Annotated in this window: 29 protein-coding genes; 23 read left to right on the top strand and 6 right to left on the bottom strand. The window is 63.7% G+C overall.

The genetic code is table 11. The features are described 5' to 3' along the window. The first annotated feature begins 20 nt into the window (after positions 1–20). The 22 genes from mlaD (at position 21) to tatC (ending at position 15,030) form a co-directional block, all read left to right on the top strand. On the top strand, positions 21–491 hold the full coding sequence (gene mlaD, locus GTP41_RS02810) for an outer membrane lipid asymmetry maintenance protein MlaD (RefSeq protein WP_161024048.1): 471 nt from the start codon (positions 21–23) through the stop codon (positions 489–491). Continuing rightward, complete coding sequence (locus GTP41_RS02805) at positions 488–1,267, top strand: MlaA family lipoprotein (protein WP_161024047.1); 780 nt, start codon at positions 488–490, stop codon at positions 1,265–1,267. The genes mlaD and GTP41_RS02805 overlap by 4 nt, the downstream gene beginning before the upstream one ends. 31 nt (positions 1,268–1,298) lie before the next feature. Further along, positions 1,299–1,946 carry an MlaC/ttg2D family ABC transporter substrate-binding protein gene (locus GTP41_RS02800; protein WP_161024046.1) on the top strand — a complete coding sequence of 216 codons (648 nt, stop codon included), beginning with the start codon at positions 1,299–1,301 and terminating at the stop codon, positions 1,944–1,946. Then, positions 1,946–2,242, top strand: coding sequence for an STAS domain-containing protein (locus tag GTP41_RS02795; RefSeq protein ID WP_161024045.1), 297 nt, complete (start codon positions 1,946–1,948; stop codon positions 2,240–2,242). Before GTP41_RS02800 ends, GTP41_RS02795 begins: the two co-directional genes overlap by 1 nt. 146 nt (positions 2,243–2,388) lie before the next feature. Further along, positions 2,389–3,294: an ABC transporter ATP-binding protein gene (locus GTP41_RS02790; protein ID WP_161024044.1), complete on the top strand. Its 906-nt coding sequence runs from the start codon at positions 2,389–2,391 to the stop codon at positions 3,292–3,294. Beyond that, the gene (locus GTP41_RS02785) at positions 3,291–4,052 is read left to right on the top strand and encodes an ABC transporter permease (protein WP_161024043.1); all 762 of its coding nucleotides are present in this window, start codon (positions 3,291–3,293) and stop codon (positions 4,050–4,052) included. The genes GTP41_RS02790 and GTP41_RS02785 overlap by 4 nt, the downstream gene beginning before the upstream one ends. Positions 4,053–4,070: 18 nt before the next feature. Continuing rightward, positions 4,071–4,307, top strand: a complete 237-nt coding sequence (locus tag GTP41_RS02780; protein WP_161024042.1) for a BolA family protein — start codon at positions 4,071–4,073, stop codon at positions 4,305–4,307. 7 nt (positions 4,308–4,314) lie between these two features. After that, on the top strand, positions 4,315–5,565 hold the full coding sequence (murA, locus tag GTP41_RS02775; RefSeq protein WP_161024041.1) for a UDP-N-acetylglucosamine 1-carboxyvinyltransferase: 1,251 nt from the start codon (positions 4,315–4,317) through the stop codon (positions 5,563–5,565). Between the two features lie 3 nt (positions 5,566–5,568). Continuing rightward, positions 5,569–6,225 carry an ATP phosphoribosyltransferase gene (gene hisG / locus GTP41_RS02770; RefSeq protein ID WP_161024040.1) on the top strand — a complete coding sequence of 219 codons (657 nt, stop codon included), beginning with the start codon at positions 5,569–5,571 and terminating at the stop codon, positions 6,223–6,225. Continuing rightward, a complete protein-coding gene (gene hisD / locus GTP41_RS02765; protein WP_161024039.1) occupies positions 6,222–7,520 on the top strand; it encodes a histidinol dehydrogenase in 1,299 nt (432 codons plus the stop codon). Before hisG ends, hisD begins: the two co-directional genes overlap by 4 nt. After that, positions 7,517–8,380 carry a DNA-methyltransferase gene (locus GTP41_RS02760; protein WP_161024038.1) on the top strand — a complete coding sequence of 288 codons (864 nt, stop codon included), beginning with the start codon at positions 7,517–7,519 and terminating at the stop codon, positions 8,378–8,380. The genes hisD and GTP41_RS02760 overlap by 4 nt, the downstream gene beginning before the upstream one ends. Next, entirely contained in the window at positions 8,380–9,486 is a 1,107-nt protein-coding gene (gene hisC, locus GTP41_RS02755) for a histidinol-phosphate transaminase (RefSeq protein WP_371867257.1), read from the top strand. The genes GTP41_RS02760 and hisC overlap by 1 nt, the downstream gene beginning before the upstream one ends. Positions 9,487–9,506: 20 nt before the next feature. Then, positions 9,507–10,097, top strand: a complete 591-nt coding sequence (gene hisB / locus GTP41_RS02750) for an imidazoleglycerol-phosphate dehydratase HisB (RefSeq protein WP_161024037.1) — start codon at positions 9,507–9,509, stop codon at positions 10,095–10,097. Between the two features lie 21 nt (positions 10,098–10,118). Then, positions 10,119–10,760, top strand: coding sequence for an imidazole glycerol phosphate synthase subunit HisH (gene hisH / locus GTP41_RS02745; RefSeq protein ID WP_161024036.1), 642 nt, complete (start codon positions 10,119–10,121; stop codon positions 10,758–10,760). Positions 10,761–10,776: 16 nt separating this feature from the next. Further along, positions 10,777–11,541: a 1-(5-phosphoribosyl)-5-[(5-phosphoribosylamino)methylideneamino]imidazole-4-carboxamide isomerase gene (gene hisA / locus GTP41_RS02740; protein WP_161024035.1), complete on the top strand. Its 765-nt coding sequence runs from the start codon at positions 10,777–10,779 to the stop codon at positions 11,539–11,541. Positions 11,542–11,546: 5 nt separating this feature from the next. Next, the gene (gene hisF, locus GTP41_RS02735; protein WP_161024034.1) at positions 11,547–12,308 is read left to right on the top strand and encodes an imidazole glycerol phosphate synthase subunit HisF; all 762 of its coding nucleotides are present in this window, start codon (positions 11,547–11,549) and stop codon (positions 12,306–12,308) included. Between the two features lie 17 nt (positions 12,309–12,325). Next, a complete protein-coding gene (gene hisI / locus GTP41_RS02730; protein ID WP_161024033.1) occupies positions 12,326–12,751 on the top strand; it encodes a phosphoribosyl-AMP cyclohydrolase in 426 nt (141 codons plus the stop codon). Next, positions 12,748–13,077 carry a phosphoribosyl-ATP diphosphatase gene (locus GTP41_RS02725; RefSeq protein ID WP_161024032.1) on the top strand — a complete coding sequence of 110 codons (330 nt, stop codon included), beginning with the start codon at positions 12,748–12,750 and terminating at the stop codon, positions 13,075–13,077. The genes hisI and GTP41_RS02725 overlap by 4 nt, the downstream gene beginning before the upstream one ends. A gap of 2 nt (positions 13,078–13,079) precedes the next feature. Then, positions 13,080–13,454 carry a histidine triad nucleotide-binding protein gene (locus GTP41_RS02720; RefSeq protein ID WP_161024031.1) on the top strand — a complete coding sequence of 125 codons (375 nt, stop codon included), beginning with the start codon at positions 13,080–13,082 and terminating at the stop codon, positions 13,452–13,454. A gap of 73 nt (positions 13,455–13,527) precedes the next feature. Further along, positions 13,528–13,764 (top strand): Sec-independent protein translocase subunit TatA, encoded by a 237-nt coding sequence (tatA, locus tag GTP41_RS02715; RefSeq protein WP_161024030.1) that lies wholly within the window; start codon positions 13,528–13,530, stop codon positions 13,762–13,764. 6 nt (positions 13,765–13,770) lie between these two features. Beyond that, positions 13,771–14,271 (top strand): Sec-independent protein translocase protein TatB, encoded by a 501-nt coding sequence (gene tatB, locus GTP41_RS02710; protein ID WP_161024029.1) that lies wholly within the window; start codon positions 13,771–13,773, stop codon positions 14,269–14,271. After that, positions 14,272–15,030, top strand: coding sequence for a twin-arginine translocase subunit TatC (gene tatC / locus GTP41_RS02705; protein ID WP_161024028.1), 759 nt, complete (start codon positions 14,272–14,274; stop codon positions 15,028–15,030). Here tatC and GTP41_RS02700 read toward each other — a convergent pair. The 6 genes from GTP41_RS02700 to GTP41_RS02675 form a co-directional block, all read right to left on the bottom strand. Further along, positions 15,027–15,362: a hypothetical protein gene (locus GTP41_RS02700; RefSeq protein ID WP_161024027.1), complete on the bottom strand. Its 336-nt coding sequence runs from the start codon at positions 15,360–15,362 to the stop codon at positions 15,027–15,029. The two genes, tatC and GTP41_RS02700, sit on opposite strands and share 4 nt — an antisense overlap. A gap of 71 nt (positions 15,363–15,433) precedes the next feature. Beyond that, entirely contained in the window at positions 15,434–17,371 is a 1,938-nt protein-coding gene (locus GTP41_RS02695) for a DUF885 domain-containing protein (RefSeq protein ID WP_161024026.1), read from the bottom strand. A gap of 34 nt (positions 17,372–17,405) precedes the next feature. Then, positions 17,406–17,837, bottom strand: a complete 432-nt coding sequence (locus tag GTP41_RS02690; RefSeq protein WP_161024025.1) for a hypothetical protein — start codon at positions 17,835–17,837, stop codon at positions 17,406–17,408. Next, positions 17,834–18,736: a DUF2785 domain-containing protein gene (locus tag GTP41_RS02685; protein ID WP_161024024.1), complete on the bottom strand. Its 903-nt coding sequence runs from the start codon at positions 18,734–18,736 to the stop codon at positions 17,834–17,836. The genes GTP41_RS02690 and GTP41_RS02685 overlap by 4 nt, the downstream gene beginning before the upstream one ends. Before the next feature lie 8 nt (positions 18,737–18,744). After that, positions 18,745–22,908 carry a DEAD/DEAH box helicase gene (locus GTP41_RS02680; RefSeq protein ID WP_161024023.1) on the bottom strand — a complete coding sequence of 1,388 codons (4,164 nt, stop codon included), beginning with the start codon at positions 22,906–22,908 and terminating at the stop codon, positions 18,745–18,747. Beyond that, positions 22,905–24,818 (bottom strand): alpha/beta hydrolase family protein, encoded by a 1,914-nt coding sequence (locus GTP41_RS02675; RefSeq protein WP_161024022.1) that lies wholly within the window; start codon positions 24,816–24,818, stop codon positions 22,905–22,907. Before GTP41_RS02675 ends, GTP41_RS02680 begins: the two co-directional genes overlap by 4 nt. A 75-nt stretch (positions 24,819–24,893) precedes the next feature. Between GTP41_RS02675 and hemE the strand changes: the two genes are divergently transcribed. Continuing rightward, positions 24,894–25,970, top strand: a complete 1,077-nt coding sequence (gene hemE / locus GTP41_RS02670) for a uroporphyrinogen decarboxylase (RefSeq protein WP_161024021.1) — start codon at positions 24,894–24,896, stop codon at positions 25,968–25,970. The last annotated feature ends 398 nt before the right edge of the window (positions 25,971–26,368 follow it).

Raw genomic sequence — 26,368 nt, 5'->3', positions numbered from 1 at the left:
CGCTGATTAAGGAATTTGAAATGCAACGTAAATCTCTCGACATCTGGGTTGGCCTGTTCATCGTTATCGGCGCCGCTGCGCTGATGTTCCTGGCGCTCAAGGCCGGCAATATGGGCTCGATGGCGTTCGGCAAGACCTACCAGGTTACCGCCCGTTTCGACAACATCGGCTCGCTGCGTCCGCAGGCGGCGGTGAAGGCGTCCGGCGTGGTGGTTGGCCGTGTCGCGTCGATCGGTTTCGACGACAAGGTGTATAAAGCGGTTGTCACGCTCGACATGGAAGAAGGTTTCAAGTTCCCGAAAGACAGCTCGGCCAAGGTTCTGACCGCCGGCCTGCTGGGCGAGCAGTACATCGGCATTGAAGCCGGCGGCGACGAGAAAAACCTGGTGGCAGGCGATCGCATTGCCCGCACCCAGTCGGCCACCGTGCTGGAAGACCTGATTAACCAGTTCATTTATAGCAAGGCAGCAGAAGGAAAGGACTCCCAATGAGCAAATTCCGTACGTTGACCCTGGCCGTTTCAATGGCCGTTGCACTGGGCGGCTGCGCCACCTCCGGCAATCCGCGCGACCCGTTCGAAGGCTATAACCGCGCCGTCTTCAACTTCAACGACAAGGTCGATGAAGTGGCCCTGAAGCCGGTCGCCACCGCGTACAAAAACGTCACCCCGGGCTTCTTCCAGACCGGCGTGAGCAACTTCTTCGGCAACCTGGCCGATATTTGGACGGCCGCCAACAATATGCTGCAAGGCAAGGTCGGCGATGGCATGTCGGACGTGATGCGCGTGGCGCTGAACTCGACCTTTGGCCTGCTGGGCGTGCTCGATGTAGCCTCCGAAGCAGGTTTGCAAAAACATAAAGAAGATTTCGGCCAGACCCTGGGTTCCTGGGGCGTGCCCTCCGGACCCTACCTGGTCCTGCCGCTGCTGGGCCCATCCACGGTGCGCGACACTGCGGCGCTGCCGGCCGATATTGTCGCCGATCCATGGCGCTACAAGGATCCTGTCAACGTTCGTACCATCGGCTCCGTTACCCGGGTAGTGGACCAGCGCGCATCGCTGCTGGATGCATCCTCGCTGCTGGAAGATGCCGCCCTCGACCGCTACGAATTCGTGCGGGACGGTTGGATGCAACGCCGCAATAGCCAGGTTTACGATGGCGAAGACGGTCCGCAGGGCAAGCAGAAACAAGCAGAGCAGGAGGACGAGGTCAAAAACCCGCCTCAGGCTATAATCGCGGAACCGGCTGAAAAGACTAGCAGCCTGTGACCCGGAAGCTAACCAACATAGGTAACGAACAATGACATTGATTAAACAACTGATCGCGGTCGCCACGGTGGCCCTGGCTACCAGCGCGCTGGCCGCACCGGCCCCCTCGGCGAACGAAGCGCCGGACTCGCTGGTGAAGCGCATCAGCACCGAAGTGCTGGAAACCGCCAAGGCCGACAAGGATATCCAGGCTGGCAACCAGAAAAAGGTGATGGACCTGGTGGAAACCAAGATCCTGCCGTACGTCGATTTTCAGCGCATGACCTCGCTGGCCGCCGGCCGTTACTGGCGCGAAGCGACCCCGGAACAGCAAAAGCAGCTGTCGGCGGAGTTCCGCACCCTGCTGATCTTCACCTATTCGGGCGCCCTGTCCCAGGTGAAAGACCAGACCGTTGACTTCAAGCCGATGCGCGCCTCCCCGGGCGACACCGAAGTGGAAGTGGCGTCGCAGGTGAACGTGCAGCGCGGCGAGCCGATCCAGTTGAAGTACCGCGTCGCCAAGACCGATGCCGGCTGGAAGATCTATGACATCAACGTGCTGGGCGCGTGGCTGGTGGAAGCCTACAAAGGCACCTTCGCTTCGGAAATCTCGAAGGGCGGCATTGACGGCCTGATCAAGACCCTGGCTACCAAGAACCAGAAGCTGGCATCCAAGCCGCTGAAGACCGCAAACAAATAATGTCTGATACCACCGTTTCCAACCAACTGTCCCTGCAGTCGCTGACCGTGGCCAACGCCAAGGAAGCGCTGGCGCAGGGCCTGGCTGCGCTGAGCGCGGGCCAGACCGTGTTCGACCTGGGCCAGGTGGAAACCGTGGACTCTGCTGCCGTGTCAGTCTTGCTGGCATGGCAGCGTGCCGCCGCTCACAGCGGCAGCAAGCTGGAACTGCGCAACCTGCCAGACCAGCTCAAGAGCTTGACCAAGCTCTACGGCGTGTGCACGCTCGTGTCGCCCGCTGACCTGCATCATCATTGACCCCCGCCCCACCCCCGCCTTGTAGTGGTTTCACCTCGCTCAGCGAGTCCGAACCAAAATTCCAATATAATTGACCGTCTCCCGCGCTTGATGAGCGCGCGCCATTGCAACGGTCATCGTTGTCCCAGTTATCTATACAAGTAAGCATGACAGCAATCGAAATCAGCAACGTCCAGAAGCGCTACAAGGCGTTGCAGGCGCTTGGCGGCGTGTCCTTGAAAATCGAAGAAGGCGAGTTCTTCGGCCTGCTTGGCCCGAACGGGGCCGGCAAGACCACGTTGATCTCCATCATCGCCGGCCTGATCCGGGCCGACTCCGGCAGCGTCAAGATCCACGGCCACGATGTGGTGACCGATTTCCGCGCCGCGCGCCGGAAACTGGGCGTGGTGCCGCAGGAGCTGGTGTTCGACCCCTTCTTCACCGTGCGCGAAACGCTGCGCCTGCAGTCCGGCTACTTCGGCCTGTCGAACAACGACAAATGGATCGACGAGGTGATGGAGGAACTGGGCCTGGCCAACAAGGCCGACACCAATATGCGCGCCCTGTCCGGCGGCATGAAGCGCCGCGTGCTGGTGGCGCAGGCCCTGGTGCACAAGCCGCCCGTCATCGTGCTGGACGAACCGACCGCCGGCGTCGACGTCGAGTTGCGCCAGACGCTGTGGAAGTTCATTTCGCGCCTGAACCGCGAAGGCCACACCATCGTGCTGACCACGCACTACCTGGAAGAGGCGCAAGCCATGTGCAAGCGCGTCGCCATGCTCAAGCTGGGCAAGGTGGTGGCGCTGGATACCATGTCGCAGCTAATCCGCCGCGTGTCGGGCTCGCAGCTGGTGCTGCACCTGCCGCACAACCAGCTGCCGGAAGACCTGCACGCGCTGCTGAACCACGCGCCGGAAGACAACAAGTACAGCCTGCGCATCAACGATTATTCGGAAGTGGAGCAGATCCTGGCGCGCCTGCGCGAAGGCGGCGTCGCCATCGACGAGATGCAGCTGCAACAGGCTGACCTCGAAGACATTTTCCTGCAAATCATGGACGAGAACATCGTATGATCTCCACCGGCTTCCGTACCCTGGTCTACAAAGAGACGCTGCGCTTCTACAAGGTCGCCACCCAGACCATCGCCGCGCCGATCCTGACCGCCATGCTGTACCTGCTGATCTTCGGCCACGTGCTGTCGGGCCATGTCGAGGTCTATCCGGGCGTGACCTACGTCTCCTTCCTGATCCCGGGCCTGGTGATGATGAGCGTGCTGCAAAACGCCTTCGCCAATTCGTCCTCCTCGCTGATCCAGTCCAAGATCACCGGCAACCTGGTGTTCGTGCTGCTGACGCCCTTGTCGCACTGGGAGATTTTCTCCGCCTACGTGCTGGCCTCGATCGTGCGCGGCATCACCGTCGGTTTCGGCGTGTTCGCGATTACCGCCTGGTTCGCGCACCTGAGCTTCACCGCGCCGCTGTGGATCCTGGTGTTCGCCCTGCTGGGCGCGGCCATCCTCGGCACCATGGGCCTGATCGCCGGCATCTGGGCCGAGAAGTTCGACCAGTTGGCCGCCTTCCAGAATTTCCTGATCGTGCCGCTGACCTTCCTGGCCGGCGTGTTCTATTCGATCAAATCGCTGCCGCCGTTCTGGCTGGCCGTATCGCACGCGAACCCGTTCTTCTACATGATCGACGGCTTCCGCTACGGCTTCTTCGGGCAGTCCGACGTGAACCCATGGGTCAGCCTCGCCATCGTTTCCGCCTTCCTGGCGGTGCTGGCGCTGCTCGCCATCCGCCTTTTGCGCAGCGGCTACCGCTTGCGCCACTGATTTATTGAGGAATACAAAGTGACCACTACTCCAGAAGCAATCCACAGCTATATCGCCGCCGGCCTTGAATGCACCCACCTCGAAGTCGAGGGCGACGGCCAGCACTTCCAGGCTGTGATCGTGTCGCCCGCCTTCGCCGGCAAGCGCCTGATCCAGCGCCACCAGCTGGTGTATGCCGCGCTGGGCGACCGCATGCGCGAAGAGATCCACGCGTTGTCGATGAAAACCCTGACTCCAGAAGAATTCCAAGGATAAACACACAATGGACAAACTGCTCATCACCGGCGGCAAGCGCCTGGTCGGCGACATCAAGGTTTCCGGCGCCAAGAATGCCGCCCTGCCCATCCTGTGCGCGGGCCTGCTGACGGCCGGCGACCTGGAACTGACCAATGTGCCGCTGCTGCACGACGTGGCCACCATGCTCAAGCTGCTGCGCCAGACCGGCCTGTCGGTGGAGCAGGACGGCGAAAAAGTAACGCTGAACGGTTCGAAGATCGACAAGTGCGAAGCGCCGTACGAGCTGGTGAAAACCATGCGCGCGTCGATCCTGGTCCTGGGCCCGCTGCTGGCGCGCTTCGGTGAAGCCAAGGTCTCGCTGCCGGGCGGCTGCGCGATCGGTTCGCGCCCGGTGGACCAGCACATCAAGGGCCTGCGCGCCATGGGTGCAGACATCACCATCGACGGCGGCTACATCTACGCCAAGTGCAAGAAGCTCAAGGGCGCCCGCATCGTGACCGACATGATCACCGTGACCGGCACCGAGAACCTGCTGATGGCCGCCACCCTGGCCGAAGGCGAGACCGTACTGGAAAACGCGGCGCGCGAGCCGGAAGTGACCGACCTGGCCAACCTGCTGGTGGCCATGGGCGCCAAGATCGAGGGCATCGGCACCGACCGCCTGGTGATCCAGGGCGTGCCCGCGCTGCACGGCGCCAAGCACGACGTGATCTCCGACCGTATCGAAGCGGCGACCTTCCTGTGCGCCGTGGCGGCCGCGGGCGGCGACATCACCATCCGCAACACCCGCACCGATATCTTCGACGTAGCGCTGGACAAGCTGCGCGAGATGGGCGTGGAGCTGACCGTGGGCGACAACTGGATCCGCGCCAGGATGGACCAGCGTCCGAAGCCGGTTTCCTTCCGCACCACCGAATACCCGGGCTTCCCGACCGATATGCAGGCGCAGTTCATGGCTGTCAACCTGATCGCCAGCGGCAGCAGCAAGGTGACCGAGACCATCTTCGAGAACCGCTTCATGCACGTGCAGGAAATGAACCGCCTGGGTTCCAAGATTTCCATCGACGGCAACACCGCCTACATCGACGGCGTGGACCAGCTGATCGGCGCGCCAGTGATGGCAACCGACCTGCGCGCGTCCGCTTCGCTGGTGATCGCCGGCCTGGCGGCCAAAGGCGAAACCCTGGTGGACCGCATCTACCACCTGGATCGCGGCTATGACCGTATGGAAGTGAAGCTGTCCGCCGTTGGCGCCAATATCACCCGTATTAAATAACTTATGGACCTTATCCTCGCCCTGTCGAAAGGCCGGATCTTCGAAGACACCTTGCCGCTGCTGGAAGCAGCCGGCATCACCGTCACCGAAAATCCGGAAACCTCCCGCAAGCTGATCCTGCCTACTTCGGACCCTGGCATTCGCGTACTGATCGTGCGCGCATCCGACGTGCCGACCTATGTGCAGCATGGCGCTGCGGATTTCGGCGTGGCGGGTAAGGACGTCTTGCTGGAGCACGGCGGCGAAGGCCTGTACCAGCCGGTGGACCTGCATATCGCCAAATGCCGCATGTCGGTGGCGGCGCGCGCGGGCTTCGACTATGAGACCGCAGTGCGCCAGGGCGCACGCCTGCGCGTGGCGACCAAGTTCACCTCGATCGCGCGCGAACACTTCGCCAAGAAGGGCGTGCACGTCGACCTGATCAAGCTGTATGGCTCGATGGAGCTGGCGCCGCTGGTCGGCCTGTCCGACGCGATTGTCGACGTGGTGTCGACCGGCAGCACCCTGCGTGCCAACAACCTGGTGGAAGTAGAGGAGATCATGGACATCTCCTCGCGCCTGGTGGTCAACCAGGCAGCGCTGAAGATGAAGCGCGCCCGCCTGCAACCGATTATCGAAGCATTTGAACGCGCTTCCGCCGCGAAGGCCGCACAGTCATGATCCGCAAACTCGATTCCACCCAAGACGACTTCCAGGAAACGCTCGACGCGCTGCTGGCCTTTGAAGCAGAAACCGACGACGCCATCGAAAGCGCCGTCACCAAGATCATCGCCGACGTACGCGCGCGCGGCGACGACGCGGTGCTGGAATACACCAACCGATTCGACCGCATGAACGCCGCCAGCATGGCTGCTTTCGACATCGGCCAGGCCGAGATGGACGCCGCGCTGGCATCGCTGCCGGCGGCGCAGCGCAATGCGCTGCAAACCGCCGCCGACCGTATTCGCGCCTTCCACGAGCGCCAGAAGCAGGAGCTGCAAGGCTTCACCTATACCGAAGCCGACGGCACCATCCTCGGCCAGCGCATTACGCCGCTGGACCGCGTCGGCATCTACGTCCCGGGCGGCAAGGCGGCCTACCCGTCGTCGGTGCTGATGAACGCCGTGCCGGCGAAAGTCGCGGGCGTGCAGGAAATCATCATGGTCGTGCCGACCCCGGACGGCGTGAAGAACCAGATGGTGCTGGCCGCCGCCGCGATTGCCGGCGTGACCCGCGTGATCGGCATCGGCGGCGCGCAAGCCGTGGCCGCGCTGGCCTACGGCACCGAAACCATCCAGCCGGTCGACAAGATCGTCGGTCCCGGCAATGCCTACGTCGCCTCGGCCAAGCGCCGCGTGTTCGGCACCGTCGGCATCGACATGATTGCCGGCCCGTCCGAGATCCTGGTGATCTGCGACGGCAGCACCGAGCCTGACTGGGTCGCCATGGACCTGTTCTCGCAAGCCGAGCACGACGAGCTGGCGCAAGCCATCCTGCTGTGCCCCGACGCCGGCTACATCGCGCAGGTGGAAGCCAGCATCGCCAAATTGCTGCCCACCATGCCGCGCAAGGCCGTCATCGAAACCTCGCTGCGCGACCGCGGCGCGCTGGTGAAAGTGCGCGACATGGCGGAAGCCTGCGCCATCGCCAACAGCATCGCCGCCGAACACCTGGAAATCTCGGCCGAGAACCCGCAGCAGTGGGCCGACCAGATCCGCCACGCGGGCGCCATGTTCCTGGGCCGCTTCTCGTCCGAGTCGCTGGGCGACTACTGCTGCGGCCCGAACCACGTGCTGCCGACCTCGCGCACCGCGCGCTTCTCGTCGCCGCTGGGCGTGTACGACTTCCAGAAGCGCTCCTCGCTGATCCAGGTCAGCGAAGCCGGCGCGCAGACGCTGGGCAAGGTCGCGGCCGAACTGGCCTACGGCGAGGGCTTGCAAGCCCACGCCCGCAGCGCGGAGCTGCGCCTGAAATGACGCAGTGGATGAACCAGGTCTTCTGTGAGGACGCGATGGCCGGCCTGGCCCGCGTGCCGGACGGTTCCGTCGACCTGATCCTGACCGATCCGCCCTATAACCTGGGCAAGGATTACGGCAATACCTCCGACCAGCAGTCGATTGAAGACTACCTGGCCTGGACCGAGGCCTGGATTGATGCCGCGCTGCCCAAGCTGAAGCCGAACGGCAGCCTGTACATCTTCCTGACCTGGCGCTTTTCGCCGGAGATTTTCGTCATGCTGAAAAAGCGCATGACGATGATGAACGAGATTATCTGGGACCGCCGCGTGCCTTCGATGGGCGGCAGCACCCGCAGTTTTTCGTCGGTGCACGACACCATTGGCTTTTTTGTGCGCCGTAAGGATTATTACTTTGACCTCGACGCCGTGCGTATCCCGTACGACGCCCAGACCAAGAAGGCCCGCACGCGCTCGATCTTTGTCGGCGCCAAGTGGCTGGAAGTGGGCTACAACCCGAAAGACCTGTGGAGCGTATCGCGCTTGCACCGGGAACACGCGGAGCGGGTCGATCACCCGACGCAGAAGCCTCTCGAAATTATTGAACGCATGGTCAAGGCCAGCTGCCCGCCGGATGGCGTGGTGATGGATTTGTTCATGGGCAGCGGCACCACCGCTGTCGCCGCGCGCCGCTGCGGGCGCAATTTCGTGGGCTTTGAGTTGAATCCTGAGTATTGCGATGTAGCTCGGCAGCGCCTTGCGGCGCTTTCTGAAACCGGTAAACCGGTACCTGACCCGCAGGGTCAGGTACCTGCTCCTCGCAAGGGGCGTGGCAGGGCGAAAACGGCGCCTGTCCCCAGCGAGGCTTTAGAACAGGAGTAATGCAGATGTCCCTCGACAGCCTTATCGCCAACACGATCCGCTCAGATGTGCGTTCCGACCACATCTACCATGTGCCGGATGCCAGCGGATTTGTGAAGCTGGATGCGATGGAGAACCCGTATGTGCTGCCGAGCCACCTGCATCATGAACTGGCCCAGCGCATTGCCAGCGTCGCGCTGAACCGCTATCCGGTCGCCAGCTATGACACCGTCAAGCAGCGCATGCGCGCCAAGCTGGGCATCCCGCCGGGCTACGACGTCATGCTGGGCAACGGTTCGGATGAGCTGATTGCCATCATGGCGCAGGCTTGCGCGCTGCAGCCGGCGGAAGGCCGCCGCGCGGTGATGATGGCGCCGGCGCCCAGCTTCGTCATGTTCCAGCGCTCGGCCATGGTGGCCGGCATGGACTTTGTCGGCGTGCCGCTGCAGGCTGACCTGACGCTCGACATGCCGGCCATGCTGGCGGCCATCGCCCGCCACAAGCCGGCGCTGGTGTTCCTGGCCTACCCGAACAACCCGACCGGCAACCTGTTCGATGCCGCCGATATCGAGCGCGTGCTGGCGGCCCTGGGCGACCAGGGCCTGTGCGTGGTCGATGAAGCCTATGAACCATTCGCGCAACGAAGCTTCATGGGCCGCCTGCCCGAATTCCCGAATTTGATCGTCATGCGCACGCTGTCGAAACTTGGCCTGGCGGGCATCCGCCTGGGCTATATGTCGTGCGCGCCAGCCCTGCTGGAGCAATTCGACAAGATCCGCCCACCCTACAATGTCAATGTCCTGACCCAGGCCGCCGCCGAATTCTGCCTCGACCATCTCGAGGTGCTGAACGAACAGGCTGCCCTGCTGCGCCAACAGCGCAGTGAGTTGTCTGAAGCACTGGCGAAATTGCCGGGTGTAAATGTTTTCCCCTCGGCGGCCAACTTTATCCTCATTCGTGTACCAAACGCCGACAGCGCGCATGCCGCCCTGCTCGAACGCAAGGTCTTGATCAAAAATGTGGGTAGAATGCACAATGTACTGGCCAACTGTCTGCGCATCACCGTCAGTACGCCCGAGGAAAACGCAATCATGCTGGACGGCCTGAAAGCCGCTCTGGCAGCCTAAGCGAAACCCAAGAGCTTTCCATGAACCGCACCGCAGAAATCACTCGCAACACCAGCGAGACCCAGGTCCGCGTTGCCATCAACCTCGATGGCACCGGCGCCCCCAAGCTGAACACGGGCGTGCCTTTCCTCGACCATATGCTGGACCAGATCGCCCGCCACGGGCTGATCGACCTGGACATCGAAGCCACCGGCGACACCCATATCGACAACCACCACACGGTGGAAGACGTGGGCATCACGCTCGGCATGGCGTTTGCCAAGGCCGTCGGCGACAAGAAAGGCATCCGCCGCTATGGCCACGCCTATGTGCCGCTGGATGAAGCGCTGTCGCGCGTGGTGATCGACTTTTCCGGCCGCCCGGGCATCGAGTACCACATCCCCTTCACGCGCGCGATGATCGGCGGCTTCGACGTGGACCTGACCCTGGAGTTCTTCCGCGGCTTCGTCAACCACGCCGGCGTCACGCTGCACATCGACAACTTGCGCGGCACCAACGCGCACCACCAGTGCGAAACCGTGTTCAAGGCTTTCGGCCGCGCGTTGCGCATGGCCACCGAGCTGGATCCGCGTGCCGCCGGGACCATCCCGTCCACCAAAGGAAGCCTGTAAACCACACTACGGCTGACTGACATGAAAAAAATCGTAGTAGTCGATTACGGCATGGGTAACCTGCGCTCGGTGGCGCAGGCATTGCGCGCGGTCGCGCCCGAAGCCGACGTGCTGATTTCCGGCGACCCCGCCGCCATCGATGCGGCCGAACGCATCGTGCTGCCCGGCCAGGGCGCCATGCGCGACTGCATGCGCAGCCTGAACGAATCCGGCGTGCGCGACGCGCTGCTGCGCGCCGCGGCAAGCAAGCCGATGCTGGGCGTGTGCGTAGGCGAGCAAATGCTGTTTGACGTGAGCGAGGAAGGCGGCAATACGCCGGGCCTGGGCCTGTTGCCGGGCAAGGTGGTGCGCTTCCAGCTCGACGGCATGCTGCAGGAAGACGGTTCGCGTTTCAAAGTACCGCAGATGGGCTGGAATCAGGTGCGCCAGCGTGCGCCCCATGCGATGTGGGAAGGCATTCCCGACCACGCCTGGTTCTATTTCGTGCACAGCTACTACGCGCAGCCGGCGGACGCGGCGCACAGCGCGGCGGAGACCGTGTATGGCCAGCCCTTCTGCTGCGCTGTCGCCCGCGACAATATTTTTGCCACACAGTTCCACCCCGAAAAGAGCGCCGCCACCGGCCTCCAGCTGTACAAAAATTTCATCCACTGGAACCCTTAACCTCAAGAACAATATCATGCTGCTCATTCCTGCTATCGACCTGAAGGATGGTCACTGCGTTCGCCTGAAACAAGGCGATATGGAAAATGCCACCGTCTTCTCCGACGACCCGGGCAAGATGGCGCGACATTGGCTGGAGCAAGGCGCGCGTCGCCTGCACCTGGTGGACTTGAACGGTGCCTTTGCCGGCAAGCCCAAAAACGAAGCCGCAGTCAAGGCCATCGTCAAGGCGGTGCAAGACTACGCCGCCGAATTCGACCTGCCCGAGATCCCGGTGCAGCTGGGCGGCGGCATCCGCGACCTGGACACCATCGAGCGCTACCTCGATGACGGCATCAGCTACATCATCGTCGGCACCGCCGCCGTGAAGAACCCCGGCTTCCTGCAGGATGCCTGCGGCGCCTTCCCGGGCGCCATCATCGTCGGCCTGGACGCCAAGGACGGCAAGGTGGCGACCGACGGCTGGAGCAAAATGTCCGGCCACGAAGTGATCGACCTGGCGCAAAAATTCGAAGGCTACGGCGTCGAGTCCATCGTCTACACCGACATCGGCCGCGACGGCATGATGGGCGGCGTGAATATCGAAGCCACCGTGCGCCTGGCGCAAGCGGTGCGCATCCCGATCATCGCCTCCGGCGGCCTGCACACCATCGCGGATGTGGAAGCCCTGTGCGCGGTGCAGGACGAGGGTATCGAAGGCGTCATCTGCGGCCGCTCCATTTATGAAGGCACGATCGACCTGGCTTCGGCGCAGGAACGCGCCGATGAACTCTCCGAGTAACCGCTATGCTTGCTAAACGCATCATCCCCTGCCTCGACGTGACCGATGGCCGCGTGGTGAAAGGGGTCAACTTCACCGAGCTGCGCGACGCCGGCGACCCGGTGGAAATCGCCCGCCGCTATGACGAGCAGGGCGCCGACGAACTGACCTTCCTCGACATCACCGCCTCGAGCGACAACCGCGACCTGATCCTGCACATCATCGAAGCGGTGGCCTCGCAAGTCTTCATCCCGCTGACGGTGGGCGGCGGCGTGCGCAAAGTGGAGGACGTGCGCCGCCTGCTGAACGCCGGCGCCGACAAGGTGAGCATGAACACCACCGCCGTCACCAACCCGCAGCTGGTGTACGAGGCCTCGCAGAAGCACGGCAGCCAGTGCATCGTGGTGGCGATCGACGCCAAGAACGTCGCACCCGGCAAGTGGGAAGTGTTTACCCACGGCGGCCGCAACGCGACCGGGCTCGATGCGGTGGCGTGGGCGCAGAAGATGGCCGAACTGGGCGCCGGCGAGCTGCTGCTGACCAGCATGGACCGCGACGGCACCAAGTCCGGCTTCGACCTGGGCCTGACGCGTGCCGTGAGCGATGCGGTCAGCATTCCCGTGATCGCCTCGGGCGGCGTGGGCGGCCTGCAGGACCTGGCGGACGGCATCAAGCTCGGTCATGCCGACGCGGTGCTGGCGGCCAGCATCTTCCACTACGGCCAGCACACCGTGCAGGAGGCCAAGCAATTCATGGCGGCGCAGGGGATTCCCGTGCGCCTTTCTTAAACTTCGGGGAACACACAATGGCTACCGCAATTGCAGCGCAAGTCGCCAAAGCCAAATGGCTGAACAGGGTGAAGTGGGACGAACACGGCCTGGTGCCGGTGATCGCGCAGGAAGCCGGCAGTAACGACGTGCTGATGTTCGCCTGGATGAACCGTGACGCGCTCTACAAGACCGTGGAGCTGGGCGAGGCCGTCTACTGGAGCCGTTCGCGCAAGAAGCTGTGGCATAAGGGCGAGGAGTCCGGCCACGTGCAGAAGGTGCTGGAGATCCGCCTCGACTGCGACGAAGACGTGGTGCTGCTGAAAATCGAGCAGGCAGGCGATATCGCCTGCCATACCGGGCGCCACTCCTGCTTCTTCAACAAGTTTGAAAACGGCGACTGGCAGAACACCGAGCCGGTATTAAAAGACCCCGAAGAGATTTACGCGGAAGCTAAGAAATGAGCAATGTACTGGACCGCGTAGCGGCCACCATCGAAGCGCGCAAGGGCGGCGACCCGTCGTCCTCCTACGTGGCCAAGCTGTTTGCCAAGGGCGACGATGCGATCCTGAAGAAGATCGGCGAAGAAGCCACCGAAACCGTGATGGCCGCCAAAGACGCCCGTGTCAGCGGCGACGCGTCGAAAGTACTGTACGAATGTGCCGACCTGTGGTTCCATTCGCTAGTGCTGCTGGCGCAATTCGGTTTGACGCCGCAGCAAGTACTAGATGAGTTGGCACGCCGCGAAGGCTTGTCCGGCCTGGAAGAAAAAGCATCTCGTAAGGATTAAACGTGGAAAATTGCCTGTTCTGCAAGATTGCAGCAAAACAGATCCCCTCGACCGTGGTACATGAAGACGATGACTTGATGGTGTTTAAGGACATCAACCCGGCGGCACCGGTACACTTGCTCATCATCCCTAAGCTGCACCTGTCGACCTTGTCCGACTGCACGCCGGAGCACGCGCCCCTGCTGGGCAAAATGCTGACGCTGGTGCCGCAACTGGCTGAACAACATAATATCGCCGTGGCCTATGAAGCCGATGGCACACCGACGCGCGGCTACAAGACCCTGATCAACAGCGGTCCGGATGGCGGCCAGGAGGTGTACCACTTGCATATGCACCTGGTTGGTGGCCCGCGTCCCTGGCGCGGCATGCGGACTTGAGATTATGACAAGCACATGACAGGCGCGCTTCGCGTATACTGTCCAAACGAATGATTTTTTTAGGGGTTTTGTAATGGGTTCTATGAGCATTTGGCACTGGCTGATCGTCCTGGTAGTCGTCATGCTGGTATTCGGCACCAAGAAGCTGGGCAATATCGGTTCCGACCTGGGCAAAGCCGTCAAGGGCTTCAAGGATGGCGTGAAGGGCTCGGAAGAGGAAGAGAAGGCTGCCCAGCCGGCTCCGCCTGCCGCCCAGGTGACCGACAAAGGCACGATCGAAGTCGACGCCAAGGAAAAGACCAAGCAGTAAGCTGAAATGATCGACCTCGGTCTTACCAAAATTGCCGTTATCGGGGTAGTGGCCCTGGTCGTTATCGGTCCGGAAAAGCTGCCCAAGGTGGCGCGCATGGCCGGGACGCTGTACGGTCGCGCCCAGCGCTACCTGCACGACGTCAAATCCGAAGTCTCGCGCGAGATGGAGCTGGAAGAGCTGAAGAACCTGCGCAAGCAGGCGGAAGAAGCCGCCAGCACCTTCAAGGACGAGATGGATAACTCCATCGGCAAGGATATCGCGGAAGTGGAAGCGGCTTTCCGCAACGACGATCCTTCCGCCGCGCCGGCGCTGGACCTGTATACCCCTTCCACCGACGACATGGCCCGCAAGGCCAAGGACTTCCGCCGGAAGCGCGTGGTGCGTTCTTCCGCGGTGCCGCTGTGGTACAAGCAGCAGGCCGGCGTCCGCTCCCACGTGATCTCCGGTGCGGCGCGCATGAAGCGCCACCGTCCCGGCAGCCGCAAAACCGCATCGTTTTTCTAAATGAGTCAACAAGAACCCGCCGAAGAGACATTCATCAGCCACCTGGTTGAGCTGCGCGACCGCCTGGTCAAAGCCAGCATCGGCATTGCGGTGATGACGGCCCTGCTGGGCTTTGGCCTTGGCCCCTCCAAGATCTATGACCTGATCGCGGCGCCGATGATTGCGGCCATGCCGGTCGGCTCGAAGATGATTGCGACCAGCGTGATCTCGCCCTTCCTGGTGCCGATGAAGGTGACGCTGCTGTTCGGCTTCATCCTGTCGTTGCCGTGGGTGCTGTACCAGATGTGGGCCTTCGTGGCGCCGGGCCTGTACACGCATGAGAAGCGCCTGATCGCGCCGCTGGTGATCGCCTCCTCGGGCTTGTTCATGGCGGGCGTGGCGTTCTGTTACTTCCTGGTGTTCGGCAAGGTGTTCGCCTTCATCAACCAGGTCTCGCCGTCATCGATTGCGGTGATGCCGGATATCGAGAACTACCTCGATTTCGTCATGTCGATGTGCCTGGCCTTCGGCTGCGCGTTCGAAGTGCCGGTGGTGGTGGTGGTGCTGGTGCGCATGGGCCTGGTGTCCGTGGCCAAGCTGAAGGAATGGCGCGGCTATGTGATCGTGGCCGCCTTCGTGATCGCCGCGATCGTGACGCCGCCGGATATCGTCTCCCAGTTCGCGCTGGCGATCCCGATGTGGCTGCTGTTTGAGATTGGTGTGATGGTGTCGCCAATGTTCGTCCGCGCCACCACGGCGCCGGAAGAGAAGGCCGACTAAAGGAACAGCTTGGCCAGGATGATGGTCTGCTGGACGATTACTACGCCCAGCAACCAGTAAATCGGCCTGAGCTTGGCCATGATCCATGCCTTCATTTCGGCTTCGGAGCGCGCAATCTCGTCACGCACCCAGTCTTTCATTGCGACCTCAAAGTGCGTAAACATGGCCTGCACTTCGGCGCGCCAGATGGCAAGATCGGCGTCGCCGGCGACGGGCTGGCTCAGGGCTATCTGAAGTCCATCGGCAAGTGCTTCCGCGTGCGCGCGCGGTATGCCTGCCTCAACGAGGCGTTTAATGTATTGAGCTGTGTCAAACTGGATCGGCATGGTCATGGCCACTCCCTGATTCATGTTAGCAGAATCGCCCCGCGCCGCGCGCGGGGTGTGGAAGCAGCCTAGACCAATTACTGCATGAGCTCTTTGATAACGCGCACAGGTGCGCTGCCGTAGCTGAGGAAGTCTTCGTGGAAGTCTTTCAGCGAGAACTTGCTGCCCAAAGCGGCGCGGCGCTGCTCGCGCAACTCCATGATTTCCGAGTAGCCGGAGAAGTAGCTGGTGAGCTGCACCGAGGTCAGCGTGGCGCGGCGCCATTTTTCTTTCGCCTCCGCCGGGGTCTGGAAGGCCTGGCGCGTCAACAGGTCGATGGCCTGCTGCTCCGTCATCCCCAGCACATGCACGCTGTAGTCGAGGATGGTGTTGGTAACGCTGCGCAGGTTCCACTTTGAGTACATCAGCCACATCTCAGGCTCGTTATTGCCGTAGCCGGATTCCAGCATCATGCGTTCGCTGTAGACCGCCCAGCCTTCCACCATGGCGCCGTTGCCGAAGATCGACTTCACGATCGAGGGCGATTTGTTGGCGTACACCAGCTGCGCATAGTGGCCCGGGATCGCCTCGTGCATGTTCAGGATCTGCAGGATCCAGTGGTTGTACTCGCGCAGGGTGGACTCGGCCTGCTCCGGCGCGACATCGTCCAGCGGCGTTACATTGTAGTAGGTGCGGTCTTGCGGGCGGTAAGGGCCCGGTGCTTCGATGCTGGCGCCGGCCACGCCGCGCTGGTAGGCCGGCGTTTCGCGCACCACCAGCGGCTTGTTCGCGTCCAGCGTCAGCAGGTCATTCTTGACGACCCAATCCTGCAGCAGCGGGATCTGGCGCCGGATCTCGGGGAAGAACTCTTCGCGCGACACGTGCTTGGCCGACAGCTTGTCGATCATCATGCCGATCTTGGCGAAGCGGTCGGACGGCTTGGACTTGTCGGACAGGTATTTCGGCCACAGCTCGTCGGCAATGCGGTCCATATTCGACAGCAGCTGCTCGCGCGTCGCCAGCGCTTTCTGGTAGGTTTGTTCGGCATTGCTGCCGGACTGGATGTCGAAACCGAATTTGGCCTCGTACAGCTCCTTGCCGATGCGGAACGGGCGTGCGCCGCTGACGGCCTGCGATTTGTCCAGCTCGCCGAGCCAGGCGGCATAGGCCTCCACCGACATCTTGGCCGCCACGATGCGCTGCGCGAACAGCGTCTTTTCGTTTTCGTTCAGGATCGAATCCTGCGCCTGATTGTCCAGGTCGGCCAGCACGGCCAGCACTCCCGGTGCCTGGGCGATGGCCAGCTGCACGTGTTCGCGGGTCGGATTTTTGATGCTGTTGCGCGCTGCTTCGTAATAGGCTGGCACGCCGCCGATACGGCGCAGCAGGGTGCGCAGGCGTTGCGGCTTGGCCGCATATTCGGTGTTGAGCACGAAGTCGATCGGACTGGCGATGTTGTACATCGCAGGGTTCCATTCCCACTCGCGGAAGGTAGTCAGGTACCAGCGGTCGGAATTGAGCTTGTTCTGCAACAGGCCCAGATCGGTGCGCTGTTTCGGCGACAGCTGCCTGGCGTCGATCTTGTTGAACTTTTCCAGCCACTGGTCGATGAAGGCGAGTTGCTGCGCGCGTGTTTCCTCGTCGGGGATGGTCAGTTGCGCGGCGGTGTCGTATTTGCCGACCGAGATGGCGGTTTCCGGGTCGATGCGCCACAGCGCGCCAAGGAATTGGTTGGCCTGGTTGTCGAAGGACTTGTCCTGGCGGCGCTCCGCCGGCAGCGGCTTGCTGGCGACTGCCGCCTTGGCTTTTTCTGCCTTGGATTTGCTGGCGCTGGCGGCTTTGCCCTTGGCTTTACTGGACTTGCCGGATTTGCTGCTCTTGCTCGATTTACTGGTCTTGCTGCTCTTGCCGGACTTCTTTTTGGCCACGGCGGTTTTGGCCGGTGTGCCGGATTTCTTTTGCGTCGTCGCCGCTTCCACTGGCGAGAACGCCAAGCTCAGGATCATCGCGGCGAGAGCGATCTTGGTCTTCATCATAATCAACCTCTTCGTAGTGCAGCGTGCGAGATTATCACAAGCCGAGAGCGGCCCGCGCCCGGTCGGGGTCGAGGGCTGCGGCTGCCGTTGCCGCATCGGGCGGCAGCCATTGCGGGAAAGGCGTTTCTTCGTTGACATGCTTGCCGCCGGCGGTGTGCACCTGGCGCACGCGCGCCGCGGCGGCGGCAGGCAGGGCGCGCGCTTGCGCCAGCACGGCGACGGCGGGCCACAGGCGCCGATGCACCAAAGTCAGCTTGCCTGCCAGCAGGCGGCATACCAGGATATCGTCGTGTTCTTGTACCTCGCCGAGCACGGTAAAAATGTGCTTGCCTTCCGGGTGGCCCCACCAGCTGCCCTTGATCGGCGCGCCGGCGATGGCCTCTGTCAAGGTGGGCACGGTGCCGCGCGCGGACACCAGCACTACGCCATGCAGTTCGATGAAGGCGAGTGCCTGACTGGCGTTCATTCGGCCGCTTGCCTCAGCGTGCGCAGCAGCAGCGGTTTCAGGCAGTTGCGTTGGGCTTCGTCTTTGCTTTCGCTGATGTTGATGTATAGCGGCTGCAGGAAAGCGTTCAGGTTGTGTTTGCGTGCCAGGGCCGCCTGCTTGGTGCCGCCGGCTGCGGGCTTGGCGGCCAGTGTCGCGAACCAGTTGTCCCAGTCGCTGCATTCCATGGTTTTTGCGCGCGACAGGTAGAAAACCGGCGCCATCAGGCGTTCGCCTTCGCCGTAGTGGTAGAAGTGCTCTCCAGCCGCTGTGACCTGGCTGGCGATGGCGGCCAGCATCTGCTCGTGTTCGGAACGCGTCATGGCGGGATTGAGCGATAGCTGCAGCATGATGTCGGCGGCATGGGCCACGCCGTGGCGCCAGCCTTGCTTCTCATCGAAGCCGCGATAATCGCGCACGCTGCGCAGGTAGCCGGCGGCGACGCCAACCAGTTGCGCGCGTTGCTCCGGCGTCAGGTAGGGCTTGACGCGGTCAACCCGCGCCACATCGGCCAGTACCAGGGCGGCAAAGGGGCGCGCGAAACCTTGCGGGTCGGGCGCCGTCAGTTGTGCGCTCAGTCGCGTGCGCAGTTCCTGCACGGTGGCGGTATCCAGCTTGTCGGCGCGCATCCAGGCTTGCAGGGCCTCGAAGGCCAGCTCGTCGCGCTCGACCGGGCTGGGCGAACGCAGGCAGGCCAGGCTTTCCAGGGCCAGCGCCTGGCGCCGCGCGTCGTCCGCCACCTGCCACGTGGCGGCTTTGGCAGCGCGCAGTGCGGCGGCGGGGCATTGGCCCGTTTGGCTGCCGGGGTTCGCCCACGCCAGGGCCGGGACGGCCATTGCTGCGGCTAAGGCCAGGATGGCGCGGGTAATCGTTTGCATCATCTCTCCGTTCAGAAGCGGCGCAAGCCTTCGTTCAGCATCGCCAGCATGTCTTCCGCCGTCATGCGCGCGGCGGTATCGCTGCCATCAAGCAGGCTGTCGGCCAGTTCGCGCTTGTGCGCGTGCAGTTCGACGATGCCTTCTTCAATCGTATTGCGGGCCACCAGGCGGTAGATGGTGACCGGCCGCAGCTGCCCCATGCGGTGCGCGCGGTCGGATGCCTGGTCTTCCACGGCAGGGTTCCACCATGGGTCCATGTGGATCACGTAGTCGGCGGCGGTCAAGTTGATGCCGACGCCGCCTGCCTTCAGGCTGATCAGGAAGACATCGCCCTCGCCGGCCTGGAACGCATCGACCGCTTGCTTGCGCGCCATCATCGGCGTGCTGCCGTCCAGGTATTGATAGCGGATCTCGCTGCGGTCCAGGTGGGCCCGGATCAGCGACAGGTGGTCGACGAACTGGCTGAACACCAGCACCTTGTGGCGGTTCTCCAGCAAGCCTTCCAGCAGGTGTGCGAAAGCCGCCAGCTTGCTTGACTCCAGCCGCAGCGAAGGCGCCACCAGGTTGGGGTTGCAGCAGGCGCGGCGCAGCTTCATGATCTCCGCCAGGATCTGCATCGACTTGCGGTCGGCCGGGCCCTCGATGGAGGCCAGGTTCTCCAGCGCCTCGCGCCGCAGCGATTCGTACAGCGCGGTTTCCTCGGCCGACAAATCGACTTCCAGCACGATCTCGGTACGCGCCGGCAGCTCGGTCAGCACCTGCGCCTTGGTCCGGCGCAGCACGAATGGACCGATCAGGCGGCGCAAGCGGTTGCGCGCGCCGACTTCGGCGCGGTGGTCCTGCTGGCGTTCGATTGGTCCGGCGAAGCGCAGGTTGAACTGCTCATGGCTGCCCAGCAGGCCCGGATTGATGAAGCGGAACAGGTTCCACAGTTCGCCCAGGTGGTTTTCCAGCGGCGTGCCGGTGGCCACCATCTTGAAGTCGCCCTGCAGCGCCATGACGGCCTGCGAGCGCTTGGTGGCGGCATTCTTGATGGCCTGTGCCTCGTCCAGCACGATGGTGTGCCATTGCTGTTTGGTGAAGCGCTCCGACTCCAGCTGCAGCAGGCCGTAGCTGGTGATGACCAGGTCGAACGGGCCCGCATTGCTGATGATGTCCTCGCGGTCGCCGGTGGCGTACATCTTTACGTTCAGGGTCGGCGCAAAGCGCGCCGCTTCGCTGGCCCAGTTCAGGCAGACGGAAGTCGGGGCCACCACCAGGGTCGGGCCGCGCGGCGCGCGCAGCAGCACCAGGGCCAGGGCCTGCAGCGTCTTGCCCAGGCCCATATCGTCGGCCAGGCAGGCGCCCACGCCCCAATGCGCCAGGCGCGCCAGCCATTCGAAACCAGCCAGCTGGTAGTCGCGCAGTTCGGCCTGCAGGGTGCTTGGCAATTGCGGCGTGTAGGCGGCGCTGGACTCGATGCGCAGCAGGTGCTCGCGCCACATGGCGTCCGCTTCCAGCGTGCCGACATCGTTGGCCAGTTCTTCCAGCACGAAGGCGGCCAGCCGGTGCACCTTCATGCCGGCGTCGTCGTCTTCGCCGTAGGTCGCCATTTCGGACAGGCGGCGATACAGTTCTTCCGACAGCGCCAGGAATTCCTTATCGCCCAGCTGGATGAAGCGGCTCTTGCCGGCCCGGATCATGTCCAGCAGCGAACGCAGGTCGAGCACGCGATCCTCATCCACCACCAGTTGGCCGCTGGCGGCAAACCAGTCCTTCTTGCTCTTGATGTTCAGCTTGAGCTGCTTGGTGTAGACCGGCTTGGTCAGGCGGAAGGTCTCACCCTCCGGCCAGGCCAGTACCACCTTGTCGGCTTCCTGCGCCTGCAGTTCGGCCAGCAGTTGCAGGCACAGGGCCGGTTCGCCCAGCAGCCACTCGCCATGTTCTTCCGTGGCTTGCTCCAGCACTTCGCATTTCAGCACCAGCTGGCGCTCGGCATCGCGCTCGCCAGCCAGGCTGCGGCGCGCCTGCACTGAACGGCCATTGACGTCGGCGATCACATTTTCGGCGCCGGCGCCGGGCGCGTAGTAAGGGCCGGCATCGCGCAGCGGCCTTACCTGGATCTGCATTTTCAAGCCCTGCTGGTAGGGCAGCAGGTGGATGTGCAGGCGCGGGTCGGCGTCGCACTGCTCGGTATTGGCGGCGCCGCCGCCGATATCCGATTGCACGGTGACCATGGCCGAGACGGCGCCAATGGCCTTCAGCACTTGTTCTTTCGCATGCTCGGGCACCGACAGGCCGTCGCCGACAATGGCGGCGATACGGCGGTGCTCGTCCTGCACGCTGAGCACGCGCAGGCGGTTGGGCGCCTCGCGCACCACGATCACATTGGCGTTCAGGTTGTCGATCGCGGGCTGCAGCGACAGCTGCAACTGGCCCTGGTGGGTGCGGATCAGCAGTTGCGGCGCGCCCGCCAGCAGCTCGACCCGCGTGTCCGGCGCATCCATCCAGAACACCAGCGGGTGGCCGACCAGCGCGAGCACTGCCTGGTCGATGTCGATATCGTAGCGCAGGCCTGACGAGTAAGCCTGGCGCGCTGGCATGATGGCGCTGCTGATGCGCAAGTCCTGCGGCGTCAGGTACTCCATCTGCGCCGCGTCGTCGCGCAGGCGCTTGAGCGCCACCGGACGGCCCTTGCCCCAGCTCCCGCGCAAGTCGCGCTTCTGTTCGCGCGGCTCGATCTCCGCGATGCCCTGCCGTTCGTCGTAGCTGATGGCCCACACCAGGCGCATTTCGCCGCCGCTGTCAGTGCCGCCCTGCTGCAGGTTGATCAGGGCCGCCAGCTGGCGCTCCCACGCCTCCTGCCGCTCGAACCAGGCGGCCATGTCGCCGAAACCAAGCTGCTCGCGCCAGGCAGCCGCGCGCGCCGCGGCGCCCTCGTCGCCCAGGTGTCCCAGCAGGCTTTCCGCCCCCGCCGCCAGCAGCAGGAAGCCGGCCGACTCGGCGGCCTGCGACAAGTCCTGCAATTCGGCGCGGCGCTGCTTCAGCTGCGGCAGGGCGAGCCAGTAGTACAGCATGCACTGGAACATTTGCGCCTGCAGCGGCGCTTCCCACGCGCGCTGGGTGACGATGTCGGCCTGCATGGTGCCGGCGCGGATCTGGCGCAGCATGCTCAGTTGCTGGTACACCGCGCTGTCGGCATTGTGCTGGGCATGCACCGCGAGGTCGAGGTAGCTTTCGGCGGTTTTCAGGTGCTTCGGGTCGCCGTTGCGCAGCAGGGCCAGCACATAGAGGTGGCCGGCAATACCCTGGAACAGGTGTTTGCGCTTGCCGGACTCGCGGCGGATCGATTTCAGCGCGGCTTCAAAGCCGGCGATGGCGCCGTTCACATCGCCGCGCAGCAGCTGGATTGCGCTGGCGAAGCACTGCGCCAGCGCGCCGTCCAGCCCTTCCAGCAAGCGCGTTGCCTCGGCCAGTTTGCCGCACAGGATGGCGTGCTCGGCCAGCGCCAGGCGCAGCGCGGGGCTGACGCCTTGCTCGGCGGCCTGGCGCCGCTGCAGATGGCGTTCCGCGTAGCCGCGCACCACCGGCGCCAGCGCCGGCTCGCGCTGGGTGTGCAGGACCAGCAGCATCAGCACTTCGTCCTGCAGCAGCGGGTGCACCAGCAGCAGCATGCCCGCTTCGAACGGGCGCGAGAAGATGTCGACAATGGGGTTCAGCTGCGCCGCCTCATAGCATGCCATGCAGGCGGCCAGCAGCGGCATCACGTCCTGCGGCGGGCGGCCGCGCAGCAGCGCCATGCGCAGGCGCGCCACGCCGTGGCGGTAGCTGCGCGGCTCGTAGGCGCCGTTCCAGTTCTGGCGCATCGGGTTCAGCGCCTCGTAGGCCTTGCAGAGATCGTCCAGCAGGTGGGCGCCGATGGCGGCGCGGATGGCCGGCCAGCGCAGGCGCGCGTTGCAGACGTAGCCGCGTCCCACCACCGAGGTGGTGAAGGCCAGCCGCTCCAGCTTGAGCAGCGGGTCGTCCAGCGTCAGCGCGGTGAAGGCCTGGCCTTCCGGGTCTTTCACCCCGGCCGCCACCATGTGGTCGAGGATGGCGGTGCGCCCGACCGGATCGCCCACCAATGCCAGCAGGGCGAGGATGGCTTTTTCGGCCGGTCCGAGCGACTCGAATTCGGCGAGCAGGGTGTCGCTCATGCAGCCAGGCCGAACATGCGTTGGTAGAAGGAGAGCTCGGCCTGCAAGGTGCGCACAATGGTGTCGGCCTTGCGGAAGCCGTGGCCTTCGCCTTCCAGCGCCACATATTCGACCGGGATGCCGCGCTGGCGCAGCGCGTTGACCATGGCTTTCGATTGCTGCGGCGGCACCACTTTGTCGTCCAGGCCCTGGAAGAAGATCATGGGGCGCGACAGGCGCTGCGTGTGGTTGATCGGCGAGCGCTCGGCGTACACCGCTTCGGCCTGCGCTTTCGGCGCGATCAGGTATTCGTTGTAGTGCGACTCGAACTTGTGCGAATCGTCGTCCAGGCCTTTCAGGTCGGACACGCCGTAATAGCTGGCGCCCAGTTTGAACACGTCGTGGAACGTGAGCGCGCACAGCGTGGTCAGGCCGCCCGCGCTGCTGCCGCGGATGATCAGGCGCTCGCCGTCGGCCAGGCCCTGCGCCACCAGGTGGCGCGCGCCGGCGATGCAGTCCTCCACATCCACCACGCCCCACTGGCCTTTGAGCGCATCGCGGAAGGCGCGGCCAAAGCCGGTGCTGCCGCCATAGTTCACATCGAGCACGCCGAAACCGCGGCTGGTCCAGTATTGGGTCTTCAAGTTCAGGGTGCTGGCCGCCATGCCGGTCGGGCCGCCGTGGCTGATCACGATCAGCGGCGGCTTTTCGCCGGGTGCGCCGCGCAGCTCCTGGTTGGCGGGCGGGTAATAGAAGGCGTAGGCGGTGCGGCCGCCGGCGCTCGGGTAGCTGATGCTCTGCGGGACCGACAGGTAGCCCAGGGCGGGCAGTTCGGCAATCGAACGCTCCAGCACCTGGCGCTCGCCCGTGGCCAGGTCGATGCGCGCGATCTCGGCCGCGATGGTCGGGCTGCCGGCCAGCACCACCGCGCAGCCGGCGCCCACGCGCAGTTCGCGGATTTCCTGGTAGGGCGTGGCGATCGGCTCCAGCGCCGCGCTGCCCGGGCGCAGCCGCCCCAGTTTGCTGACGCCTTGCTCGATATAGCTGGCAATGATGTCGCCGCCGGCGCCAAAGCCATACAGGGCATTGCCGAAGGTCCAGTGCGGGGTGGCGAATTCGGCTTCCATCGGGCACAGCGCCTCGGTTGCGCCGTCGCCGCGCAGACAGTACAGGTTCCACCAGCCGCTGCGGTCCGAAACGAAGTGCAGCACGCCGGAAGGTGACCATTCGGGCTGGCAGACCGATTCCTGCGGCCCGCCCGCCACGCGCGCCGGCGTACCAAGGCGGCCGTCGGCCTGCACCTCGGCCACCCACAGCTCGGTGCCCTGCCACGGCATGCGCGGATGGTCCCAGCACAGCCAGGCCAGGCGGCTGCCGTCCGGCGACAGGCGCGGCGAGGAGTAGAAGTCGTTGCCCATCACGAGCACGCGCTCGCCGCCGTCAAAACCCACCGCGCAGATGGTGTTCACCGGTTGCGCGTGCGAGCCCTCGTCCTCCGGGTGCTGCTCGCGCACCGCGACCAGGCGCGCGCGCGGCGCGTCGATCACGAAATCGGCGAAGCGCTGGCGGCCCGGCGCGGTGAAAGCCTCGGGCGCGCTGCCCGCACCGGCGTCGGACGGCAGGCGGTACAGGCGGTTATCGGCATGGTGCGAGAACACGACGACGCCGCCGGCCACGGCATAGGCGCCGCCACCATATTCATGCACGCGGTTGCGCACATTGAAAGGACGCGCTGTCAGCTCCTGCGCCGGGCCGGCAGCGCGCTGGCGCATCATGCTGGTGCGGCCCGCCTCCGCCGCGCGGCCGGCCAGCCAATAGATATCCGCCCCGTCCAGGACGACCGACGACAGCGGCGTGGCGCCTGCGGCGACCACGTCAGCGCTGATCGGGGAAGGCCAGGCGCCATAAGGCGCGGTGGAGGTGGATGTCATGATGGCTCCAAAACGCATAAAAACGGGGCAGGGATGCGATAATAACGCCTTTCTACCTGCTTTAGATTGTCTTTCATGCCACAATTTGCCCAGCTGAAGAACGACACCTTCCTGCGCGCGCTGCTGCGCCAGCCGACCGAGTACACCCCGGTATGGCTGATGCGCCAGGCCGGCCGCTACCTGCCGGAATACCGCGCCACGCGCCAGCAGGCGGGCTCCTTCATGGGCCTGGCCACCAACCCGGACCTGGCGACCGAAGTCACGCTGCAGCCGATCGACCGCTACGCGCTGGACGCGGCCATCCTGTTCTCCGACATCCTGACGGTGCCGGACGCGATGGGCCTGGGCCTGTACTTTGTGGAAGGCGAAGGCCCGAAATTCGAGCGCCCGCTGAAGACCGAGGAAGACGTCAAAGCCCTGCAACTGCCGCCGGCCGGCTCGCTGGATTATGTATTCAAGGCCGTGACCCAGATCCGCACCGAGCTCAATGGCCGTGTGCCGCTGATCGGCTTTTCCGGCAGCCCATGGACGCTGGCCTGCTATATGGTGGAAGGCCAGGGCTCGCGCGAGTTCCACACCATTAAGAAGATGATGTACGCGCGCCCGGACCTGATGCACCACATCCTGGACATCAACGCGCGCGCCGTGGCCGAGTACCTGAACGCCCAGATCGACGCCGGCGCGCAGGCCGTGATGGTGTTCGACTCCTGGGGCGGCGCCCTGGCGGACGGCGCCTACCAGCAGTTCTCGCTGAAATACATGCAGCAGGTGGTGAGCCTGCTGAAGCGCGAGAAAGACGGCGTGAAGATCCCTGCCATCGTGTTCACCAAGGGCGGCGGCCACTGGGCCGAGGAGATCGCCGCCATCGGCGCCGACGCCATGGGCCTGGACTGGACCGCCAATATCGGCAAGATCCGCGAACTGGTGGGCCACAAGATGGCCTTGCAAGGCAATATCGACCCGGCCATCCTGTTTGCGAACCCGGACCAGATCGCTGCCGAAGTGCGCCGCGTGCTGGACAGCTACGGCCCGCACAACACCGGCCACGTCTTCAACCTGGGCCATGGCATTTCCCAGTTCACCCCGCCGGAATCGGTGACGGTGCTGGTGGATACCGTGCACAGCTATAGCCGCCAGCTGCGCGGCGCCTGATTGCCTTCCAGCCTCAAGGAAAGGGCGCTGCGGCGCCCTTTTTTAATTTGGGCAGAAGCGACTTATGCACAAAATTTTTAGCTGCGGAAATAACAGGCAGCCAAGAATGCCTCCCTCTCAGGATGCTCATAAGTTGTTGATTTTAAAGCTCAAAATTTTTTCTGGATTTGTCAATGTTTTGGCTTTTGTAAACCTTATCCAAGGGGGAGAGCAGGCTTGTTGGCCCATTCTCCACAAAGTTATCCACAAAAACTGTGGAAAAAAGCTAAAAGCGCTTAGTAAACCGGCACTTAGTGAAATTACGTAGGATTTCTCTGAACCTCATGTTGCATTGCATAATTTTTCGCCAAGATTTTTAGCGGCTAAATCCGTTGCGGAAACACAAACCTTGCAGCTGG

The sequence above is a fragment of the Pseudoduganella guangdongensis genome (assembly GCF_009857475.1).
GTDB classification, from domain to species: Bacteria; Pseudomonadota; Gammaproteobacteria; order Burkholderiales; family Burkholderiaceae_D; genus Rugamonas; species Rugamonas guangdongensis.
This window is presented reverse-complemented; position numbering and strand designations above follow the sequence as displayed.

What these genes read in the sequence shown, in the direction of transcription:
- mlaD (WP_161024048.1), top strand. Translation starts at nt 21, where the DNA reads ATGCAACGTAAATCTCTCGACATCTGGGTTGGCCTGTTCATCGTTATC.
- GTP41_RS02805 (WP_161024047.1), top strand. Translation starts at nt 488, where the DNA reads ATGAGCAAATTCCGTACGTTGACCCTGGCCGTTTCAATGGCCGTTGCA.
- GTP41_RS02800 (WP_161024046.1), top strand. Translation starts at nt 1,299, where the DNA reads ATGACATTGATTAAACAACTGATCGCGGTCGCCACGGTGGCCCTGGCT.
- GTP41_RS02795 (WP_161024045.1), top strand. Translation starts at nt 1,946, where the DNA reads ATGTCTGATACCACCGTTTCCAACCAACTGTCCCTGCAGTCGCTGACC.
- GTP41_RS02790 (WP_161024044.1), top strand. Translation starts at nt 2,389, where the DNA reads ATGACAGCAATCGAAATCAGCAACGTCCAGAAGCGCTACAAGGCGTTG.
- GTP41_RS02785 (WP_161024043.1), top strand. Translation starts at nt 3,291, where the DNA reads ATGATCTCCACCGGCTTCCGTACCCTGGTCTACAAAGAGACGCTGCGC.
- murA (WP_161024041.1), top strand. Translation starts at nt 4,315, where the DNA reads ATGGACAAACTGCTCATCACCGGCGGCAAGCGCCTGGTCGGCGACATC.
- hisG (WP_161024040.1), top strand. Translation starts at nt 5,569, where the DNA reads ATGGACCTTATCCTCGCCCTGTCGAAAGGCCGGATCTTCGAAGACACC.
- hisD (WP_161024039.1), top strand. Translation starts at nt 6,222, where the DNA reads ATGATCCGCAAACTCGATTCCACCCAAGACGACTTCCAGGAAACGCTC.
- GTP41_RS02760 (WP_161024038.1), top strand. Translation starts at nt 7,517, where the DNA reads ATGACGCAGTGGATGAACCAGGTCTTCTGTGAGGACGCGATGGCCGGC.
- hisC (WP_371867257.1), top strand. Translation starts at nt 8,380, where the DNA reads ATGCAGATGTCCCTCGACAGCCTTATCGCCAACACGATCCGCTCAGAT.
- hisB (WP_161024037.1), top strand. Translation starts at nt 9,507, where the DNA reads ATGAACCGCACCGCAGAAATCACTCGCAACACCAGCGAGACCCAGGTC.
- hisH (WP_161024036.1), top strand. Translation starts at nt 10,119, where the DNA reads ATGAAAAAAATCGTAGTAGTCGATTACGGCATGGGTAACCTGCGCTCG.
- hisA (WP_161024035.1), top strand. Translation starts at nt 10,777, where the DNA reads ATGCTGCTCATTCCTGCTATCGACCTGAAGGATGGTCACTGCGTTCGC.
- hisF (WP_161024034.1), top strand. Translation starts at nt 11,547, where the DNA reads ATGCTTGCTAAACGCATCATCCCCTGCCTCGACGTGACCGATGGCCGC.
- hisI (WP_161024033.1), top strand. Translation starts at nt 12,326, where the DNA reads ATGGCTACCGCAATTGCAGCGCAAGTCGCCAAAGCCAAATGGCTGAAC.
- GTP41_RS02725 (WP_161024032.1), top strand. Translation starts at nt 12,748, where the DNA reads ATGAGCAATGTACTGGACCGCGTAGCGGCCACCATCGAAGCGCGCAAG.
- tatA (WP_161024030.1), top strand. Translation starts at nt 13,528, where the DNA reads ATGGGTTCTATGAGCATTTGGCACTGGCTGATCGTCCTGGTAGTCGTC.
- tatB (WP_161024029.1), top strand. Translation starts at nt 13,771, where the DNA reads ATGATCGACCTCGGTCTTACCAAAATTGCCGTTATCGGGGTAGTGGCC.
- tatC (WP_161024028.1), top strand. Translation starts at nt 14,272, where the DNA reads ATGAGTCAACAAGAACCCGCCGAAGAGACATTCATCAGCCACCTGGTT.
- GTP41_RS02700 (WP_161024027.1), bottom strand. Translation starts at nt 15,362, where the DNA reads ATGACCATGCCGATCCAGTTTGACACAGCTCAATACATTAAACGCCTC.
- GTP41_RS02695 (WP_161024026.1), bottom strand. Translation starts at nt 17,371, where the DNA reads ATGATGAAGACCAAGATCGCTCTCGCCGCGATGATCCTGAGCTTGGCG.
- GTP41_RS02690 (WP_161024025.1), bottom strand. Translation starts at nt 17,837, where the DNA reads ATGAACGCCAGTCAGGCACTCGCCTTCATCGAACTGCATGGCGTAGTG.
- GTP41_RS02685 (WP_161024024.1), bottom strand. Translation starts at nt 18,736, where the DNA reads ATGATGCAAACGATTACCCGCGCCATCCTGGCCTTAGCCGCAGCAATG.
- GTP41_RS02680 (WP_161024023.1), bottom strand. Translation starts at nt 22,908, where the DNA reads ATGAGCGACACCCTGCTCGCCGAATTCGAGTCGCTCGGACCGGCCGAA.
- GTP41_RS02675 (WP_161024022.1), bottom strand. Translation starts at nt 24,818, where the DNA reads ATGACATCCACCTCCACCGCGCCTTATGGCGCCTGGCCTTCCCCGATC.
- hemE (WP_161024021.1), top strand. Translation starts at nt 24,894, where the DNA reads ATGCCACAATTTGCCCAGCTGAAGAACGACACCTTCCTGCGCGCGCTG.